General features: G+C 47.9%; 13 protein-coding genes and 1 CRISPR repeat array (1 of these 14 only partly in view). Of the genes, 2 read left to right on the forward strand and 11 right to left on the reverse strand.

Features of this window, described 5'->3' with window-relative positions:
• The first annotated feature begins 109 nt into the window (after positions 1-109).
• Complete coding sequence (locus tag WMO65_RS21875) at positions 110-985, forward strand: hypothetical protein (RefSeq protein WP_148393268.1); 876 nt, start codon at positions 110-112, stop codon at positions 983-985.
• Between the two features lie 74 nt (positions 986-1,059).
• On the opposite strand, the gene WMO65_RS21880 is transcribed toward WMO65_RS21875, so the two are convergent.
• From WMO65_RS21880 to WMO65_RS21895, 4 genes are all read right to left on the reverse strand, one after another.
• Positions 1,060-1,662 carry a peptidylprolyl isomerase gene (locus WMO65_RS21880; RefSeq protein ID WP_148393269.1) on the reverse strand — a complete coding sequence of 201 codons (603 nt, stop codon included), beginning with the start codon at positions 1,660-1,662 and terminating at the stop codon, positions 1,060-1,062.
• Positions 1,663-1,815: 153 nt separating this feature from the next.
• Positions 1,816-2,271: a GyrI-like domain-containing protein gene (locus WMO65_RS21885; RefSeq protein ID WP_148393270.1), complete on the reverse strand. Its 456-nt coding sequence runs from the start codon at positions 2,269-2,271 to the stop codon at positions 1,816-1,818.
• Between the two features lie 121 nt (positions 2,272-2,392).
• Positions 2,393-3,310: a helix-turn-helix transcriptional regulator gene (locus tag WMO65_RS21890; protein WP_148393271.1), complete on the reverse strand. Its 918-nt coding sequence runs from the start codon at positions 3,308-3,310 to the stop codon at positions 2,393-2,395.
• A gap of 22 nt (positions 3,311-3,332) precedes the next feature.
• Positions 3,333-4,124, reverse strand: a complete 792-nt coding sequence (locus WMO65_RS21895) for a nitroreductase family protein (protein ID WP_033139321.1) — start codon at positions 4,122-4,124, stop codon at positions 3,333-3,335.
• Between the two features lie 75 nt (positions 4,125-4,199).
• On the opposite strand from WMO65_RS21895, the gene WMO65_RS21900 reads away from it, so the two are divergent.
• A complete protein-coding gene (locus WMO65_RS21900) occupies positions 4,200-4,868 on the forward strand; it encodes an MgtC/SapB family protein (protein ID WP_033139320.1) in 669 nt (222 codons plus the stop codon).
• 42 nt (positions 4,869-4,910) lie between these two features.
• Here WMO65_RS21900 and WMO65_RS21905 read toward each other — a convergent pair whose 3' ends face one another.
• From WMO65_RS21905 to WMO65_RS21935, 7 genes are all read right to left on the reverse strand, one after another.
• Positions 4,911-5,723 (reverse strand): DNA-3-methyladenine glycosylase family protein, encoded by an 813-nt coding sequence (locus WMO65_RS21905; protein ID WP_148393273.1) that lies wholly within the window; start codon positions 5,721-5,723, stop codon positions 4,911-4,913.
• Positions 5,720-6,592, reverse strand: a complete 873-nt coding sequence (locus WMO65_RS21910; RefSeq protein ID WP_148393274.1) for a phosphatidylserine decarboxylase — start codon at positions 6,590-6,592, stop codon at positions 5,720-5,722. Before WMO65_RS21910 ends, WMO65_RS21905 begins: the two co-directional genes overlap by 4 nt.
• Before the next feature lie 19 nt (positions 6,593-6,611).
• Positions 6,612-7,289, reverse strand: a complete 678-nt coding sequence (locus tag WMO65_RS21915; protein WP_033139332.1) for a CDP-alcohol phosphatidyltransferase family protein — start codon at positions 7,287-7,289, stop codon at positions 6,612-6,614.
• A gap of 61 nt (positions 7,290-7,350) precedes the next feature.
• Positions 7,351-8,388: a lysylphosphatidylglycerol synthase transmembrane domain-containing protein gene (locus WMO65_RS21920; RefSeq protein WP_033139317.1), complete on the reverse strand. Its 1,038-nt coding sequence runs from the start codon at positions 8,386-8,388 to the stop codon at positions 7,351-7,353.
• Positions 8,385-9,098 carry a phosphatase PAP2 family protein gene (locus WMO65_RS21925; protein WP_349064667.1) on the reverse strand — a complete coding sequence of 238 codons (714 nt, stop codon included), beginning with the start codon at positions 9,096-9,098 and terminating at the stop codon, positions 8,385-8,387. Before WMO65_RS21925 ends, WMO65_RS21920 begins: the two co-directional genes overlap by 4 nt.
• A 175-nt stretch (positions 9,099-9,273) precedes the next feature.
• Positions 9,274-17,181 (reverse strand): DUF5695 domain-containing protein, encoded by a 7,908-nt coding sequence (locus WMO65_RS21930; protein WP_148393275.1) that lies wholly within the window; start codon positions 17,179-17,181, stop codon positions 9,274-9,276.
• A gap of 476 nt (positions 17,182-17,657) precedes the next feature.
• Complete coding sequence (locus WMO65_RS21935; protein WP_033139315.1) at positions 17,658-18,695, reverse strand: LacI family DNA-binding transcriptional regulator; 1,038 nt, start codon at positions 18,693-18,695, stop codon at positions 17,658-17,660.
• Positions 18,696-19,067: 372 nt separating this feature from the next.
• Positions 19,068-21,114: a CRISPR direct-repeat array (repeat unit 33 nt; unit sequence ATTTCAATCCACACCCTCCTCGCGGAGAGTGAC) (it continues 1,683 nt past the right edge of the window).

Consider the following 21,114-nt stretch of genomic DNA (forward strand, 5'->3'; position numbering starts at 1 on the left):
TCCGATCGTATGTTAAAATGTCTGTATCCTGATAAAATAAGGGGATACAGACATTATTTTTATGCCGAAATACAGCATTTACATGCTGCCGGCAAAAGGGGGTATACCAATGAAGAAAAAAATTGCAGCACGGATGCTCTCGGCCATCCTGGTTTCCGCCATGCTTTTTTCAGTAAGCGGCTGCGGCAGCCGTCAGGCAGAAGAAGCATCCAAGAAGACGGAGGCGGCCGCAGAGACGAAAAAGGATTCTCCTTCTGACAAAGATACGAAGGAAGAGAATACGGAAGCTCCGAAAAGCACCGTAAAAATACTGGACGGAAAGGGCATTACACTGAATAACGGGGAGAACAATGCCGGTACGCCGCAGTCATACGGGGAACCTTCCCAGGAGACAGAAGTCCCTGCAGAGTCAGCGGAGACAGAAGTTCCGGGCAGCACCCAGACCGGCCCTCAGGAGATTCCGGACCCTTTGGCAGGTACGGAAGAACGCCGTGATCTGACTGCAGAGGAACTGGACGCTTTCTCCGCCTTTGTCAGTGACATGGAGAATTACGGTTTTCTGTGCTCTACCTACAGCGTTCCTCAGGAGGTTGACCTGGATCAGGTTTTATACACCGGCGCAGGTATGAGTTCTGAACCGCTTACTTTTGAGGAAAGCGCCGCACTGCAGGCAGCGGAGGGGGAACCGGTCTTTACAGATGTGACACATCTGACCTCACAGCAGATCGAGGACTTTCTTCAGCGCAAGATGGGAATCAGCCTGAGCGAAGTCAGCCGCTTTAGCTGGACTTATCTGGAACAGTTTGACAGTTATTATGTCCAGCACGGAGACACCAACCGTGTGACCTTTCTCTGCACCAGCGGATGGACAGAGGACGGCATGTACTATCTTGACTGCCAGACTGAGAGCGGCGACATTCACACTGCGCTGACGCTGGAGAGAAGCGGTGACACGTATCTGTTCCGTTCCAATATCATGCAGTAAAAAACTGCCGTACCGGCTGCCGGGAAATATTCTTCCCGTCCGCCGATGCGGCAGTTTTTACTTTTCAATACAATCTAGTCCACCACTTCTACGCTCTCTATGACCGGCTGGTCCTCCGGCGCCACACTTCCGTTACTGTCCGTTGTTTTCACCTCATCACAGATTTTGTCCACAACATCCATGCCTTCTGTCACATGACCGAAAGCGGCATATTCCTTGTCCAGATGTGAGGATGTCTCCTGTACAATAAAAAACTGGGAACTGGCGCTGTCCATATCGCTGGAACGTGCCATGGAGATGGTTCCTCTCGTATGCTTCAGAGGATTGTTGACTCCGTTTTTGGAAAACTCACCTTTGATGGTCTGATCCGCACCGCCGGTGCCGTCTCCCTTCGGGTCACCGCCCTGGATCATGAATCCCTTGATGATCCTGTGAAAAGTCAGGCCATCGTAGAAACCCTCCCCGGCCAGATTCATAAAATTTTCCACGGTCACAGGCGCCGCCGAGCTGTCCAGCTCCACAGAGATGGTGCCGTAATCCTTTATATGGATTTTCACATGATGCAGGTCTTCAGGTGATGCCTGGCTGACCGGCTCCTCCTGCTGTCCGCCGCATCCTGTCAGCAGAACAGACAGTGCCAGAGTCACTGCCGCAAGTAAACAGTTCCATTTTTTCATATCTCATGCCCTTCCTGTTTTGACCGGAATATCACGTTCTCCGGCCATATTGTCTTATATTATGGTCTATATTTTGGCCGCAAAATGCATCTGCGGACAACAACGCCAGTATACCATATTTTTCGTCCTCGGAAAAGACTGAGCTTCTTATTTTTATTTCAGACCTATATAAATATAAATGACTGCGTTCTCCACATCCTGATTCCGGTATTCTTCAAAATCTGCGCCGAATGCCCTGTCCAGATCCATCTTCCACAGCTCCTGCCAGAATGCCGCCACTGCACGCTGCATATGGCCTTTTACTGTAAATCTGGCATATCTGCCCGCAGGAATCCGCAGGCTCACCATACCTTCCGGTGCCTCCCCTTCTGCATCTGTCTCGCACCCCACGGTAAAATCATAATCGTCCAGAATCCCTCCGGCATATCCGGAATAAATCCCCAGCGGCATTCCGCTGCACTTATCCGGTATCGTATCGTGGATTCCCTGCACAAAAAATCTATCCCAGAGTCCGCCGATCACGGCTCCCACATCAGGTGCCTGGTTATTCGTACGTGCTCTCAGGCCAAAAACCTTTTTCTCTTCTAATTCCACAATTTCATATTCCATTTATAACAGCCTCATCTCTTCTGATTTTCCGGCCCGGACAGAACCCACAGGAACCGCCGGATACGGGATAAGGCTACTATAACAGATGAACCATGACAACTGTCTGTCATCATTGCCGGGGTTATTCCGTTTCTTTTTGATAACGTCTCTGCATTCTGCCGAACATGTCCGCCAGTTCCTTCCGCAGCTCTTCCGGTTCCAGAAGCTCTATCTGTTCCCCAAAACTTAAAAGCCATCCATAAAGACTGTTCCTGTCCACAAAATCTGATTCAAACAGCAGGAATCCATCCTCCTGTTCTGTAAAACACTCCACCCCGTACTCTTCAATGAGACGCCATTTCATACCGGATGCACACCGTACCTTCACATGGATGGAAGCGGGATAGATACGCCTGGGGGACCAGTCACAGTCAGGGAGCTGCCTTTTTTCAAACTTCCCGCCTGTATCCCGAAGACTGTCCATACGGTTTAATTTGAACATCCGGTAATCGTTTCTCTGCCTGCAGTATCCCCACACATACCAGGAAGACCACTGAAAAATCAGAAGATACGGCTCAATCTCCCGCTCCCCCTCTCCCCTTGGGGAATAATACCGGAAGCTTATGAGGCGGCAGGCTTCAATGGCATTTTGTATCCGTTCTATCTTTGGCGCAAGGGCGGATTTATACCAGGAGGACAGATCAATTCTGATATGGTCATTGCTGGTGAGCACGTCCCGGCTTCCCACGGACAGCTTCTCCATTAGAAGCTGATACCGGTTAGTTCCCGCCACACTGTCCAGGCTCCTGAGCCCTGCCAGAATGGACTGCATGTCCCCGGAAGTCAGAAGCGTCTTATCCAGCCGGTATCCCTCCATAATGGAAATGCCGCCGTTCTGCCCCTGGGTCGTGACCAGCGGAATCCCCGCCTTGCAGATATCCTCCACATCCCGGTTAATGGTTCGTCTGGAAACCTCAAATTTTTCTGCCAGATAAGGGGCTGTCACCTTATCCTGCTGCAGCAATATAGAGAGTATGCCGATCAGCCTGTCTATTTTCATCTCTTTACCTCAGTTTTCCTTACTATTTCCACAGAATATCCGCTTTTTTCCTGGGCGCGGTGCGTCTGTATTTCACATCCGGATATCCCAGCAGCATACAGCAGGAAACCATCTTTTCCCCGATTCCCAGCCACTCCCGCAGAACAGGGCTTTCCTTAATAACACGCATCATATAGCCGCTGTAGAGCGCTCCCAGGCCCTGTGTAACGGCCATATTCTCGATATTGGCGGCTGCAAGGCCTCCATCCAGAGGATTTTCCGAAGCAATGACCAGAAATACAGGTGTATTGAAAAAGAATGTATCCTTCTCCCTGTCCCGCTCCCATAATTTATAGAATAAGGAAAATGCCCGGGCATAATCCGGCCCTGTCTCTTTTAAGGACCGGATGATCCCCGGCATTTCCTGCCAGACAAGGCTTTTAAACTCTGCCAGCCGCTCTCGGACCACCACGAAAGTACAGTCCTGCATATTTTTGGCTGTGGCTGTATAGCGGCCCGCCTCCAGGATCTTTCCTATGGTTTCTCTGTCCGGAATCTCCTTCTTAAAACTGCGGATGCTTCTGCGGTACTTTACAGCTCTTAAAAAATGTTCACCGGAAACGGAAAACTCACCCTCCCGATACTCCTCCACATCTTCCATATCAAATTCCGGGATGGACACCGCATTGACCGGACAGACCGCAACGCAGTGGCCGCACTGGATGCACGGACGAATGGCCGCAGCTATTCCCTCATCCAGATGAATGGCACTGCCCGGGCAGTCCTTCACACATGCCCCGCATCCCACACAAGTTTCCTGATTGATCACTATCATGGCAAAATCCTCCTTTGCTGGCTATTGAAATCATATTCTGTTATAATAGATGGAAATAGAAACGGAGGGATTTATATGGAACTTATTCTGCTTTATTTGAAGTATCCGCTCCGCATGCTGGGCGCCATTCTCTGTGGTGCCCTCATCGGATACGAGCGGGAAAATCAAATGAAAATGGCCGGCATCCGCACACATTCCATTGTGTCCCTTGCCTCCGCACTCATGATGATCGTATCAAAATACGGATTTTTCGATGTCCTGTCCTCCCACGTAAACCTGGACCCATCCCGTATCGCCGCGGGTGTGGTCACTGCTATCGGTTTTCTGGGCGCAGGGGTCATCTTCACCCACAAGATGAATATCAGCGGCCTGACCACCTCAGCAGGGCTGTGGGCAACGGTCGGCGTGGGCATGGCACTGGGCGCAGGTATGTATGTTCCCGGCATCACTGCCACTGTCCTGATACTGCTTCTGCAGTTTTTCTTCCACCGAAATTTCCGCTGGCTGAAATCCTCCAGCATTGAGCAGGTGACCCTTATCATGGAGCAGGAGGATGATCTGCGCAGCATCCTGGAGAATACCTTTCACCTGGATGAGATCAAGATCACCAGCATGAAGGTAAAACGCCTGAAAGACAATCAGGTGGAAGTGAAGCTTTTCGTAAAGTTCCCGGACAGCTATGATATCTTCCATACCCTGGAGCTTCTCAGGAAAAATCCCAAAATCACTTCCATCGATCTATAGCTGTTATCTGACAGCAGGCTATGTATAAGGCCTGCTGCCTTTCTATGCCGCGGCATTTAAATCGTGATAAAACATGTACTGCTGCAGGATTCCCGCATATCCCTTATACCTTTCATGGGGAAATCCTCCCGGATAATGAGCCTCCAGAATCTTTTTCACATGAGTATCCACCGGAAATGCCTCTATATGGTAAAGTCCGAAAAGGCAGATACAGTCTGCCACCTTTTTTCCGATCCCATACTGTTTTACCAGCTCTTTGTGGGCAGTCTCATAATCTGCCAAACGCAGCATTTCCAGGTCCAGACTGCCGTCCAGGACAGCCTGCGCTGCACCTAAAATGTACTTATCCCTGTATCCCAGTCCCAAGGTGGAAAGGACTTCCATACCTGCATGCGCGATTGCTTCCGGTTCCGGAAATGTATCATACCGCAGCCCTTCCTCTGTATACTGTTCTGTTCCTACGGTACTGCACAGCAGTTCAACGCTTTTTCTGATGCGGGAGATATTGTTGTTCTGGGATACTAAAAAGGTCACTATCATTTCCCATAAATCCTGACGCAGGATCCGTATACCCCATCCTTCCCGCACCGCTTCCAGAAGATAGGTATCCTCCGCATCTACCAATCTTTTGATCGCGCCGTAATCTGTATGCAGGTCCAGATAATCCTCCCAGATTTCTCCAAACGCTTCCTCTGTGCAGGAAAAAGAAAACATGTCTCCGTTCTGTTCTATTTCCAGATACTTTCCAAAAGCGGTAAGGGCATACACATTTTCCCTTTTCCGGACCATTCGGAAGCACTGCCCGGACTCTGCGATCTGCCGCAGATCCAAATCTGCTATTTTTCTCTCTGTCATTCCCTTTCCGTTTCCTCCCCCAGTCTCTCTCCCATTTTCACAATGGTCTCATAACCGTTCTCTGTATTTTCCAAAAAACGCCGGTCAAACTTCACCGCATCCTTCTGAAAGAGCAGGATCACAGTGGAACCGCCGAACTCAAAGCGTCCCTTTTCCTCTCCCCTTCTCACGCTGCCCTCCTCATGATAATTGGTGATACGCCCCACCATGAGTGCACCTACTTCCATCATGAGCACCACCTTAAAATGCTCACTCTGCAGCAGAGAGAATTCTCTTGTATTTTCCTTATAGATGGGACAGACCTCATTTGCCGCCGGATTCACCGTATGAAATACACCCGGTATCCTGATATTGACGGATTTGACGCCGTCATCCACATAGCAGTAGCGGTGATAGTCATCTACGGTCAGACGGAAAATGCACGCGTATCCTCCCCGGTATCTCCCGGCAATACGTCCGGAACGCAGCAGGGAATCCACGGTATACTCTGTCCCTTTAATAGAAAAGCGTCTTTTCCCGTCAATGGGATAGACGCTCAGCTTTCCATCACAGGGACTGATCAAAGTGCCTGCATCCCCCTCTATGGGCCGGTGTTCCTTCTTGATCTGTCTTGTAAAAAAATCATTGTAGGAGGCATATTCCCGCCCCTCATACAAGTCAAGGTCGATGCCCTGCCGTTTCACAAAGGGTTTGATGAGCACTCTGGAACACCTGCTGTCCAGAAACCATCCACCTGCTTTGGAAACTCCGGGCAAAACCAGGACCTTTAAAGCCAGACGTCCTGCCCTGTGGGTATACATCCACCGAAGGAGTCTGTCCTGCCCGGAATCCTCTGTTGTGATCTTTCCTTCTCTGTCTATGTATTTCATCCCGTTATCCTCCTGTATCTTACAGCTTTCGCAGCCAGGGAAGCCATGGCCAGCCGTGTCTGAATTCTATGCGGTATCTGGTCCTGAGAATCATAATGCAGAGAGCCACAGCCACCACTGCCACCAGAACTGCCAGCGTGGAGTTCTTTGGCTTTCTAAACCGGAAATTCACCACGAACAGTGTCCCTACCACCAGAAGCGCCAGGTGCAGGCATATGATGAATACAAAATCCGGTACAAAAAACTGTATCATGAACACCAGCGGAAGCACCACAGCCATGGAGGTGATGGGAAGGCCCTTGTAGTATTTCTCCCCCTCCTCGCTGACCAGTGCGCCTTTCATTTCCATCACGTTAAAGTAAGCGAGCCGTATGACAGAGTTGACACAGTACAGCGCTATGATCACCAGCCCCACAGGCCCCCTCACGCCTAAAAGGTAACATATCATAGCCGGAAATATACCGAAACAGACCACGTCACACAGGGAATCGATCTGGATGCCAAATGATTTCTCATCCTCTGTCCTGTTTTTCATGGAGCGGGCGATTTTTCCGTCAAACATATCACACAGTCCTGACAAAGCCAGGCAGAACACTGCCACCTTAAATCTGCCGTGTATTGCCTGCGACATTCCGAATACGGAAGAAATCAGGCTTATATAAGTCAATATCACTGAATAATTATAAAATCCTATCATCTTTTTTCTGTCCCTCTTTTCTTTATCCTTCCCGGTACATAAGGCGCCGGTTCTCAAAACCCTACGCGGCACTGTCCTGGACTTTACGTCCTATTGTAAAATGCGCAACTGCAGTCATACCCGCGCTGAAAAGCAGCTGCACGTAAAAAGCGATCCCTCTGCTTAAAACCATGCCGGGCAGCAGCAGGCTGCCCACAAAAATCGTCTTGAATATGATCAAAAACAGATTCTCACTGATTCCCATTCCTCCCGGCAGAGGCAGCATATCCACAGACACAGACACTACCGCCTGAAGCATGACCACATCATAGACACTTGCCCCGTGCAGACCGAAGGCCCGGTAAACAAACCATGTCACAAAAAACAGGGCAAATCTCTGCAGAAATGTGATCAGCAGCACATTTACGATCACTTTCCCATGTCCTTTCAGGTAATCCGAAGTAACCGTATAGTGATTCATGGACTCTTCCAGTTTCCTGGTCCTCTCCTCTTTTTTCCTGAAAATCCGCACATGTTCCAGAATCGCAAGTCCCTTCATCATAATGAACTTTGCCAGTGAGGGACACAGCACCAGGACAGACATGGCAATGCAGCAGAATACATTTAAAGCCACTCCCAGATAAAAGACCGGAAGAATTCCTTCCAGATATTTATGTACAAACCCTCTCTGGAAAAATGCAACAAAAAGGCCGATAAACACCAGCACCGATTTGTACGTGATGGTAACGATCATAAGCACCAGTGTAGCCACCGGAACGGGAATCTTGTTTTTCCTCATATAATAAATCTGCATAGGCTGCCCGCCGCTTGCGGACGGCGTGATACAGCTGAAGAAGAACCCGATACAGGAATACTGGAAGCAGGTCCTTTTCTTTGTCCTGATACTCAGTGTTCCCAGCATGTAATGGATAATGATGGATTCTCCCCAGATAAAAATGATCACGCCCAGCACCGCCGGAAGAAGATACCAGGGGTTCACCCTGACGATGGCCTTCAGCACAGCATGGAGATCCTCCCCGTGGAAAACACTGTATATGGTCAAAATGAAAACCGCTGCAAGAAACAGTCCGTTTCCTATTTTTTTCTTTTTACTTGTCAAACTTCACTCTCTTTCCCGCAGGCACTTTTTCTCCTGCTAAAAAACATTTCATATAATCTGTCAAATACTTTTTTAGACAGCCTGTAAATATTCGTATGGAATGCAATATAATAAGTAATTTCCGCTATGGCGATCCCGCCGAACACATCCACTATGTAATGCTGTTTTGTCACCTGCGTGGACACACATACCAGCAGGGCAAACAGGCAGGAAAATACCCGGTACGCCTTCGGAACCGATTTTCTTCCCCGAATGCCGATAAAACAAAACCAGCTTACCAGGCAGTGGATGGAGGGGAAGAGATTCACCGGCGCATCCATGTTATATACAGCCTGCAGCAGAGTCACCCAGATGCCCTCCCCTTCAAGCGCAGGCCTGACATTCGTTGTTGGCAGCACTAAAAAAAACACACAGCAGACCAGCCTTGACATCATGTCTGCCGTGGCAAAACGGATACAATGTTCCTCGCCCTGCCTTGCGATCAGTATGTAATTTATAATCCAGAACAGATAGCAACCCAGATAGACGGATACAAATCCGGGAACCAGAGGTACCGCCCTGTCAAAGGGCAGCGTCAGGTCATAATGCTTCCATTCGCCGGCAAGCTTGGCAATCCCAAAATACACAATACAGTTCACTGTCACACAGGAAAGCAGCGGAAATACTGCGTATGAGGGAATCCATGCATTCTTTTTCTGTTTGTTCTGCATAGTCTGTCTCCTTAATACATCTAAAAGGTATTATAACAGATTTCAGCAAATAGTCTAATAAAATTATCTTAATAACAATATTTTACTGTTTTGCGCAGGTTAATGCAAAAGAGCATCTGCCGGCTCAGTCGCCGCAGATGCTCTGTAAAAAATTCTTATTTTATTTTGTTATTTCTTATTCTGTCCGTCTTCTCTTGAGAAGACACACGATTCCTGCAAGGGAGAGCACAGCAACGCCTGCAAACGGAAGGATTGGTGTTTCATCTCCTGTTTTCACACTTTTGGCACCATTTCCGGAACCGGAACCGCTTCCTTTGCCTGAACTGCCTTTTCCTCCAGTGTTTCCGGGCGCCTTGGGTCCGGAACCTGATTTTTTCTTCAGATTCTTCATGGCTTTTTCAAGTGCCTGCGCTTTTTTGTCTACATCACTCTGTGACGCGCCGTCAGCGTCCAGGATTGCCTTTGCCTCCTTTAATGCCTGGCTGAAGGTTTGAAAGCTTGCTGCTGTGTAATCTTCTTTTTCCAGCTTTTCCGCCTTTTGGATCAGGGCTTTGATGCGGCTCAGATCCAGGCTGCTTTCGTTGTTTACCTTCACAAGCTGATTCATTGCTGCCTGCAGTTCTTTACCTGCCTTGTCCACAGTCTCCTGGTCCGCTGCTTTGTCAGCCAGAACTTTCTGGGCGTTTACCAGTGCCAGGTCAAAGACTGCCCATGTATCTTCCGTATAGTCAGCTCTTGTAAAACCATTGGCCTTCTCCACAAGCTTTGCAAGTGCTGCCTTGTCTGCCTCCTGCTCCGGGTCTTCCGGATCTTTTTCCCTTAATACCAGGGCTGCCATGGCTGCATTCAGAAGAGCTGTCTGCTCCTCCACCTGCTCCGCAGTGGCGGCCTCATTCTCAAAGACTTCTTTTGCTGCCTTCCAGGCCCGGGCAAATCCTTCCCAGCTCTCTTTTGTATATTTGGATTCCTCTTTTTTCTCTGCCTCCTCAATCGCTGCTTTCAAAGCTTCTTTATTTACCACATCTGCATCTTTTTTCTCCAGGTTCTCCATAGCAGACCGCAGGGCATCTCTTGCGTTGTCGGCTTCCTCCTGTGTGATATCTTCTTTTTCCGCCGCAGCTTTCGCTGCTGTCAGAGCCTCTGCAAACAGATTCCAGGTTTCCTCTGTGTAAGCATCCTCTGTCTTCTTCTCAGCCCGGGCGATCATACTGTTAAGCTCTGTCAGATCTGCTTTTTCGGTCAGGCCTGATATGGCATCGTTCAGTTCTGCCAGTACAGCATTCACAAGTGTCTGGTCCGCATCTGTATCGGCATAAATATCTTTTGCCTTTTCATAAGCTTTTCGGAACGCTTCCCAGCTTGCTCCTGTGTAATCTGCCTGCTGTTTTCCTGCCGCCTCAGCCAGTGCTTCCTTCAGCAGTGTTTTATCCGCGTTTTCCTTGATTTCATCTGCGTACCGGCCCATTGCCTGCCATTCAAGGACTCCGGTTCCCCTTGACGGGTCTTCCTCACTGCCCTCCCGCAGAGCCGGTTTCATAATCATCCGGATGGAGGTTGTGGTAATCTTGTCAAATGTTATCGTGTTAAATGTATCCGCATCGCATCCCATACGATTTTCAGAAACAGGAAGCCATGTACCCTCCTCACTGAGATACTCAATCTGTGCGGATGCAGGAAGGAAATCCCCGTTTCCATTTTGGAAGAAGTATACACTGCTGCCTTCCAGAACCACCGGTTTCTCCCAGGTATAGGATACCCAGCCGTCTTGTATGCTGCCGTTCTCATCGTAGCGGTCTAACCAGTTGTGCCATGCACCGTTTGCTGTATCCGCAGAATTCTCGGGTACTGCGCCGTCATTTAAAGCTGCAAGTCCGCCCAGATCGTATGGTCTGCCGTCCTGTCCGTCATAGCTGCATAATCCCTCTGCCGCCGCACAGGCCGCCATATTTCTGACCCCTGATTCAGTGCTGGCTTCTGTAAGGTTTTCCATGGCCTCCATAAGGCTGTCAAGAGCGTTGTCAACCTGCTCCTGATCCGTATATATGTCATTCAGAACTTCTTTTGCATTTTTCAGCGCCCGGTCGAATATTTTCCAGGAGTCCTCTGTATAATCTGTCTCCTGTTTCTCCTCTGCCGCCTCTACAGCTTTCCTGAGCGTATCTTTGTTTGGCAGTTCTTTTGCGTAAATGCCCATTACCTGCCATTCAAGGACTCCGGTTCCTCTGGAAGGATCTTCCTGATTCTCTTCCCTGAGGGCCGGTTCCATGTTCATACGAATCGCTGTGGTGGTGATTCTGTCAAATGTAGTGGTATTGAATCGGTCAGCTTCACAGCCAAGTCCCTCTGCACCTGTAACCGCGTTCCAAATGCCTTCCTCATCCAGATACTCAAACTGTACTGCTTTTGGAAGGAAATCTCCGCTTCCGTTCCTGAAATAATAAACGTTGGTGCTGTCAAGAACCACCGGTTCATCCCAGGTGTAGGATACCCATCCGTTAAGAACCTGGTTTTCACTGCCGTAACGGTCATGCCAGTTGTGCCATACAGGGCTGCTCTGGTCTGCAGAATTTTCGGGTACTGCGCCGTCATTGAGGGCTGCAAGGCCGCCCAGATCACTGAGCCGTCCGTCCAATCCGTCATAATTGCACAGGCCGTCCGTCTTAGCTCCCAAGGCCAGATTACGGATACCATCTCCGCCCTTTTCTTCCAGATTATTCTGTGCTTTTACCAGCCTGGAAAGGGCTAACTTCACTTCCTCACTGCTTACATCCGGATCGGCAAGGATAGCCTTAGCATCTGCCAGTGCCTTTTCAAAGGCTGTTTTTGTCTCCTGTGTATAAATCTCTGTTTCAATGCCTGAAGCCTCCTCCACAGCTTCTGTGAGAGCCGTCTTATCTGCTTTTGCTATGGTGCCGTATACCTTCCATTCCATCAGGCCAACACCATTTTTACCATTTTTATCTTCATCCTGTTTTACCATGGTCACCCGGAAAGCTTTCGTTGTCACAGGCTCAAAGGATGTAGTGTTGAAACCGTCAATTTCTGTTGCGTAAGCGGTCGGTTCTGTTACCTCATTCCAATTTCCTTCCTTGTCCAGATATTCATATTTATAAGATTCCGGAATATTAATACCACCGTTTGTGGTGGTGCTTCCGTCATACCAAAAATAAATATCACTTTCGTTTAATGTCACATCTGTATCCCATGTGTAAGTAACCGTTTCATATTCACTTTCATTGCCCCATGTACCGTATCTTGCGTACAATGACGGATCCGGATCCTGTGAACTTTCAGGTACAACTGCGTCATTTACCGCCGATAACTTTTCCCAGTCGGATATAAAGCTGGTTGACGGTGTTGCACTGTACGCCAGATTTGCATCCATTACAGGAAGGGTGATCATCACTCTCTCCAGTCTGGCTGCTGCCGCATCCACCTCATCCTGGGATGCTTCTGTATTGTCAAAGACAGCCTGCGCCTCCGCTATGGCTGTATTCAGGATTTCCTCAGCACCTTCCTCAAAAATATGGAGATTCAGGGCTTTGGCCTTATCCAGAGCTGCCTGCAGAAGTTTTTTATCTGCTGCGGATTCATCAGAGTAACCGTATACTTTCCATTCGATCACACCGCATCCCAGTGTCTTCGGGTTCATGATCATGCGGAATGCTGTGGTGGTCACAGGTGAAAAGACGGTTTTATTATACTGATTTAATTTTGTATCAAAGCCGTCCCCGTTCTCCACATCTCTCCAATTACCTTCACGGTCAAGATACTGGAAATTGACGGAGGCCGGCGCAAAGTTGCCGTCTGTAAAATAATAAGCATCCGTGCCTGTAATGGTAACCTCTGCGTTCCAGGTGTACTGTACCCAGGCTTCTCCTTTCTGGTCTCCCTGCCAGTTGTGCCATACACCGTGTGACTTGTCATTGGAGTTTGCAGGGTCAAATCCATCGTTTAAGCCTGCTACACCGCCCAGGTCATCCGGATTATCAAAAACAGCTGTGGGTACGGCCAGCAGAGCGATATTCTGTTCTTTTCCCTCCACTACCTGAACCATTGTGGAAATTTCCAGTTCCAGGGCATCAATTCTTCCTGAAACCTCAAATTCCCCTTTCTTTGCGTAGGAAGATTTGTCAATCTCATTCCATGTTACCTGTTCATATTGGCACAGACCGTTGGAATACTCCACCTTGGCTGTTTTCGGCATTTCAGGTGCTACGCCTACAGAGGTGATGACTGGTGATACCACAACCTCTGTCACGGTAACTGCCTCATCGGATCCATACGCCGCCTTGATTTCCTCTGCGCTCATGGCTTTTGACAGCATTTTAAAGTTATCATAGGTACCGTTCAGCCATGGAGTGCTTTCAGAATAAGAACGTCCCAGGAAGCTGCGCTGGGTGGTACCCAATCGGCTGAAATCAAATTCCGCATCCTCTATCTCTGCGTATGCTTCCCCGTTGATATACAGCACTGCCCTGTTGTCTTTCAGGGTGACTTCAATATTCTGCCATGCATCCGGGTTGAGGAGCACACCTGATTTTGCTGTTATGACCTCTTTTGTCTTCTGGTTTGTTATATTCAGCGACAGTTCGTTGGCGCTTTCGCAGGCAGCGTAGAACAAATTATCATCCATATCGCCGAATTCGAAAAGTCTCGTCCCGTTTGTCTGTTTGCCGTTCAGTTTTATATCCATGGATATGGTGGCCTCTTTGGTATATTTTGTAAGGCCGCTTTTCAGCTTTACGTATCCGCCGATCTCTCCATCCATGGAAACACCTCTGCCGTCTTTTCCTTCGGAAAATTCCACATTTGCTTTCAGTTCAGCATTGATACCTGAACCGCTGATATCTTTTACAGTTTTATTCTCTGTATCAACATTTGCCTCCTCAAAATCATAAGAAGCGATGGTTTCCGGAAGCTGCGGTATGCCTTCCACTGTAATCTTTACCGTATCACTGGCTGTATTGCTTCTGCCTTCTGCTGTAAGTTTCAGGGTGTATTCCCCCGCTTTGTCAAATTCCACTTTTGTGGAAACCGCTTTATCGTTTGCAAAAGTGACTTTTGCACCGGCTGGCGCCTCCTCTGCTGTCCATGTCACATCAGGGGTTCTGTGCAGCCATGCGGCATCTCTTGCCATACCGTGGAGAACCGTTTCTTCCTCCATGGTAACCCGGGTATCCTCCCCTGCATCCACAACAGGTGTTGTATCATTCAGAAGCTCCCCTGGCTGAATCCTGATCCCGGCGCTGTCACCTTCCGGAATAGGCAGAGCCACGGTCGTGGTCTGATCCTGAGCTTCAAAGCTTCCGGCTGTCTGACCGTTGACAAAAACCTGATAGGTACCTGCCGGAATACCGGTAATGTCCAGATTTGATTCATGTTCCTGTCCCGTCACATTTACGATATCCAAAGAAATACTGCTTCCGTCTTTGGAAACTACTGCGCTGCTGTACTGATCTCTGTACAGTTCCAGGGAAACCTGCTCATTGATCAGGTTCAGTCTGTGGTATACGCCGTCGAGAGGCGTCACCTCATAGCTGCTGCCATTGTCAGAGACTTCACAGCCATATCCAAGAAGTCCGAATACCGGGTCTTCTGCCACATCAGAGGAAGCGATCCTGATTGCTCCAAACAGGGCCAGATCTGCCTCTCCTGACATCTGTCTCCATCCATTGTGGAGTTTTCCGCCTCCGGTTCCCAGTGCCGTATCATTTCCCATCTCTGCCTGATATGTCCAGGCAGCCGTGCCCACATTTTCCGCATCCGCGTCAATCTGGCCGGAGTTGATGACAGTGAAGTTAGCCAGTTTACCTGCATAGTTAATGCGCTGTGCAAGTCCTGCCTCCTCAGATGACATGCCGTTATCCTGCCTGCGCAGCCAGTCATCCATGCAGTATCCTGCCAGGGAGGCTGTATACTGGAAGTTGAACCAGTTTTCGCCGCAGATGGTAGTTGGATTTCCGTAATGGTACCAGATTGGCTGTACACCGCGGCAGGCCCTTGTCTTTTCGTTTACTTTTGCCATGACCTCCTCGTTTCCGAACATTTTTGCCATGGTATATACAGCTTCCTCACTGGTATTGTCATATGGGTATTCTGAAATGTACGGATATTTGTCATTGGCAAAGTTATTAAATTTTTTCTCCATGACAGATTCCAGGTTTTCTGCCTCTTCCTCATATCCTCTCTCTTTAAGAGCCTGGATAATAGATGGTGTAGTGGACTCTCCCATAAGTCCTGTATTCCAGTTGTATCCTACACTTCCTTCGTTATAGAGGGCATCCATAATATGATAACATCGGAGCAGATAGGTGTCCGCATCCTCTTTGTACTCGATCAGATCCGGGTACTGCTCTGCGATTTTATACATGGAAAAGTAAGTATTATAAATATGGGGGTATGCGAATCCTCTGTATGTCGGTGTACCGTTCGGTTCCGGCATCAGGAAATCGTGTATCAGGAAATCTTCCTGGTGTTCCTGCATCAGATTCTCCCAGATAGCTGTATCCAGATATTCGTCCAGGGCCTGTACCTGCTCTTCCACAGGATTATAGGAATTCATTTCCGCCAGATACTCTCCATGGACATATCCCCAGTCATCACCCCAGCCCCAGTATCCGTCAAAGGAACCGCGTTTTGACTTGCTGTCCATCATCCAGTCATCAAATACTTTATCCTGGATAGCTCCCGGCGCGTCCCACTGTGTTTTCAGCAGAAAATCCGAGTGCAGATTCAGAGCGGACTGTAAATCATCCATCATATAGAACTGCAGCATGGTTGTCTTCTCTTTCCCGTTCTGTCTATAGTTCACAATGATATCATTCTGTCCCAAATCTCCGAAAGCGATATTATAAATATGGTACTGCTCACCGTCAACCACTTTTGTCTCTGTAAACTCTGCATAGGTGTTATCCTCTGTCTTTTCGCAGGGCAGGTTATTGGATACCGTATTGGTGCCCCGGTGAAGGTTATTGGTATGAGGACAACGGAATTCAAAGGATATATCCTCTGACGGAACCTTTGTATGCAGATACATTTTTGCCGGCATATCCCTGGCGAATGTCATGCCCGGGACTGCCACTGCATCCATGATGCCCTCTTCATACAGGGTATCTTTCATCTCTTTTTCATCCGCCACACCTGTGAATTCAAACGCGTAGGTTTTGCTTTTTCCGGCTTCAAGCGTCATACTGGTACTGTCCATATAGCCCTTATTGCCTGATTTCTCATCTGCACTGACAGCATCTGCGTGAATATAAAATACATTCAGACCATTTGCCCAGTCAGCCTGATCCATACACCACTCTTTTTCTTCTGCTCTTCTCTGTCCCACCTGCCAGTGGTCCTGGTATTCAAATCCTGCACCTGTCTCCGTATCCGGAGTCATGAGCAGAAAATGCCCCTCACCGCTTGGTCTTGTGGCATACACATAGGAAGAGTCTTTTCCCACAAAGCTGTGGTCCACAGTGCAGGTTTCGTATGCCTCTCCCTGGTTTACCCATATTTCATGGAATGCCAGAGGCACACCAAAGTCACCGAAAATAAGATCTGAGTCCGTGGTATTTTCTACGGTGATTTCCCAGCGAAGCTGGTCATCCGCCAGGGAATAGGTCTCCACCAGCCTGAAATCCCTGATGGCTCTCTCCCCTTCCGTTTTCGTGTTGTCGTAGGTTACAACAATCTTATTGTCTTTTAACTCCACGCTTCTTCCCGCATCAGAGGAATTTGTCAGCGCTTCTGTCCAGTTCTCCTCCCCGCTCTTCTTTATCTTGAACATCAGGTCACCCATCCATTCATGGGCAGGCGTGTCCTGTTTTGGATTGTCATTGACGTTCATGACATAGTTGGTATCATATTCGTCTCCGACAATTTTCAAGGATGTAATTTCCCCGTACCTGCCGGTCTCTACATCAAAATATTCATTGCGGAGATGATATCCCTTATCTGTCTTCTCTGCGATGAATTCCCGTGCTGCTGCCTTTATCTCTATTGGGCCGAGATACGGCAGACAGGTTCCAAGAGTCATGGCTGCTGTCAGGGCTAAAGACAATCCTGAGAGTGCATATTGATTCTTTTTCATCTTATTCTCCCTTTCTTTAAAACGTTTTACTAACTATGGAAGAATTATACTTTATAACAATACCGTGTACAACATTTTTTTCTTATTTTATATGGTTTTTGTGATAAATAGAAAATTTTATCGCCCTATTATTGTACATTTTATACAATTTTAATTCGTTTTACTTTGGCAATAGGAAACAAAAAAGGTACAAGTCTGCAATCATCAGGCTACTTGTACCTTTTATATTATTTTTCCTATTTACGCTACTATTTTGTCTAAATAACAATACAATTTAAGGAACTTTGTGTATGAAATTTTATATTTTAGTATAACGTTTTACTTGTTTCACCTGTTTATATCACTGGATGGTACCGTACTCTTCTGCAATTGGATAAAATATCGGCTGATGTCAGTGTGATATACCGGTTTTTTGACTGTTGAATCGAGATATGATATTTTTGTTCTTTGTAGATTTTATGAAACAGATGATAGTATTACTGAATCCTGCAAATGGAATTGCGGTATATTACCTGGCAGGGTATTTTATATTCCCTCTTTTCCGCCTCTCCTGCCTGATTTTCTAACTTCATGGTCAAAAGTTCTGCCGCTATATTTCCCATATAGCTCAATGGCAGTGCAACCGTAGACAGCGTTGGGTAAAACGCTTCACTAATTTCTCTGTTATCAAAACCAATAACTGATAAATCCGTTCCTATCTTCAAACCTTTTTCATTGACATAGTCATATACGCCGCCTGCCATAATGTCATTCATAGCGAAAATCGCAGTGACTCCCTGCTGAATCAACTGTTCCGCAGCTGTATAGCCGTCCGCACGATTCCACTCTCCACTTATTTCCCAACACGGATTGAATGGGATTCCGTTGTCAAAGAGAGCTTTCATAAATCCTCTCATTCGTTCCATTGTATGGTGGCTTTGATGATTTCCTGTGATGACTCCTATTTTTCTATGTCCCATGGAAATAAGTGTTTTTGCTGCCTCATATCCGCCCTGTTCATCATCATAAATAACCGAAGGTACCTCACTGCTGTCCACTTTTCCATATACTGCTACTGTTGGGACCGCTAACAGTTCCGGAAATTGTTTCATCACATGGTAATGGCCTTCCACATATATGATACCTTCCACTCTTTTCGCAAGCATCTCCTGCATTTCGCCCTGAACCAGGCTGCTGTATTCTTTATACGTATAGAAAGCGTTGCCGTATTTCTGATACATTCTCATGTTGCCCATAAGCAGAGCATAGCCCTTTTTTTCCAGACAGGCGCTTATGCCGTCCACAATGGCAGGGGTATGGAATATAGTCAGATCTTCTGCTATGATTCCGATTGTTTTGGTATTTTTTTGTTTCAGATTTTTTGCCATATAATTTGGCACGTAATTCATCTCTTTTGCTTTCTGCAAAACCAGTTCCTTTGTCTCCTGTCTGGCCTTTTCCTTGCCATTTAGTATATTAGAAACCGTTGAGATTGAGACGTTACATGCCTTTGCAATTTCCTTGATTGTTGCCATGTTCATCCTCCGACAGTTATATTCTCCCAAATCCAAGAATAAATCCTGCATAACAAAACAGCGCCAGCCCAACGACCAACGCTGTAGGTAAATTACCGGGTTACTGTGCCATTATTATAGTTAGATTTTTTGCTGGTGTCAATGGGTTTTGTCATGATGGTCAAGGGGATGTGCGTAATCGGGAGATTGGTTGTTTGTGAACAACTACGGTATCTCCAAATGCAGCGCTGATATAAATGGCTCTATTCTGCACTTGATTTGTAAAGAGTGGATTTTTCCTTTGTTGGGTATTTGGTTTTATTGCTGTTTCAGTTTACATCCTTCTTGCGGAGAGGGACGTTTCCCCGGCCGTATTCTTTGTCTGGGTGTCATATTTCAATCCACACCCTCCTCGCGGAGAGTGACGTTGTTGTGGTCAGGTGTATGCTGAGATGATACATTTCAATCCACACCCTCCTCGCGGAGAGTGACAGCTGTTCACTGCTGTAAAGGTCTGGTATCCCATATTTCAATCCACACCCTCCTCGCGGAGAGTGACCGATTCTGGGTTTATCACATATAGCTTTTTACCGGATTTCAATCCACACCCTCCTCGCGGAGAGTGACATGGCTGCTGTAAAAAGGCAGTATAGAGATGTAATTTCAATCCACACCCTCCTCGCGGAGAGTGACTATTCACTTTCTCATGGCTGAAATCAGCCGCCGATTTCAATCCACACCCTCCTCGCGGAGAGTGACATGAGCATATTTGATTTCCCGGAGGTGATGCCATATTTCAATCCACACCCTCCTCGCGGAGAGTGACTCATTGAGGCTTCCCCGGTATCCAGGTTGATATAATTTCAATCCACACCCTCCTCGCGGAGAGTGACGCTGCCAGCAGGCGGATTTCGAGTATCAGAACCGGATTTCAATCCACACCCTCCTCGCGGAGAGTGACGGGAACAGTGGCAGACCCTGCAGCTCAAAGCCCTGATTTCAATCCACACCCTCCTCGCGGAGAGTGACGTTCGTTTTCAATAGTTACCGTTCTTACTTGTCCATTTCAATCCACACCCTCCTCGCGGAGAGTGACTCGGATCTCAAGGTATTCAAACACGTTTCCGCCGATTTCAATCCACACCCTCCTCGCGGAGAGTGACGAGGACAAGCAGGAGTTTAAGGAGATGCTTGTGATTTCAATCCACACCCTCCTCGCGGAGAGTGACGCCATCCGTCCTCGTCAACCTTGTCTGATATGCAATTTCAATCCACACCCTCCTCGCGGAGAGTGACGGAGGCAGGACGCCGCTCCCCTGCTCCCTGGGCGATTTCAATCCACACCCTCCTCGCGGAGAGTGACGGTATCAAGGCTGGTAATGGATTTTTACAGGAGAATTTCAATCCACACCCTCCTCGCGGAGAGTGACGTGAGACGGGTGCAGGTAAGACACGGACAGTCATGATTTCAATCCACACCCTCCTCGCGGAGAGTGACGTGATGGTATGACATGGATTATCAATAAAATCATTATTTCAATCCACACCCTCCTCGCGGAGAGTGACGTTATGCTGACAGATGTATCAGACAGAACATGTATTTCAATCCACACCCTCCTCGCGGAGAGTGACACTCTTTTTTTAAGTTCATCAAAAACGAGTATTGATTTCAATCCACACCCTCCTCGCGGAGAGTGACTCATAAAGGTCAGGACAGGGGGCGCAGGGTACGATTTCAATCCACACCCTCCTCGCGGAGAGTGACAGCTTTCATCCCTGATTTCCGGGGAGTATACATTATTTCAATCCACACCCTCCTCGCGGAGAGTGACTCTCATGTTCGACTTACGCAGTACATCATCCCCCAATTTCAATCCACACCCTCCTCGCGGAGAGTGACTCTGTACTCTGCTTATTCCAAGCTTTACATCGTTATTTCAATCCACACCCTCCTCGCGGAGAGTGACCGGATGGCACAGCTCATGGCGTTCAGTGTGCCATAATTTCAATCCACACCCTCCTCGCGGAGAGTGACTAGAAATAATTCAGCCTCTATTTTGTATGTACTGGATTTCAATCCACACCCTCCTCGCGGAGAGTGACAGGAATCCGGTCAAATGGTTTTGCTTTACGTGGAATTTCAATCCACACCCTCCTCGCGGAGAGTGACGAAAAAAGATAGGGAGAAGGAGAAAAGGAAAATATTTCAATCCACACCCTCCTCGCGGAGAGTGACGCAGCGCGTCCCATCCACCCAACCAGTAGGCCAGATTTCAATCCACACCCTCCTCGCGGAGAGTGACCTCTTCACGTCGTTTGTCTTTTACCGAGGGAACACAATTTCAATCCACACCCTCCTCGCGGAGAGTGACTCTATCTCATCCATAGTAAACACACAATCTGGGATATTTCAATCCACACCCTCCTCGCGGAGAGTGAC

Origin of the sequence: Blautia caccae (assembly GCF_040095955.1) — a bacterium.
Taxonomy (GTDB): Bacteria; Bacillota; Clostridia; order Lachnospirales; family Lachnospiraceae; genus Blautia; species Blautia celeris.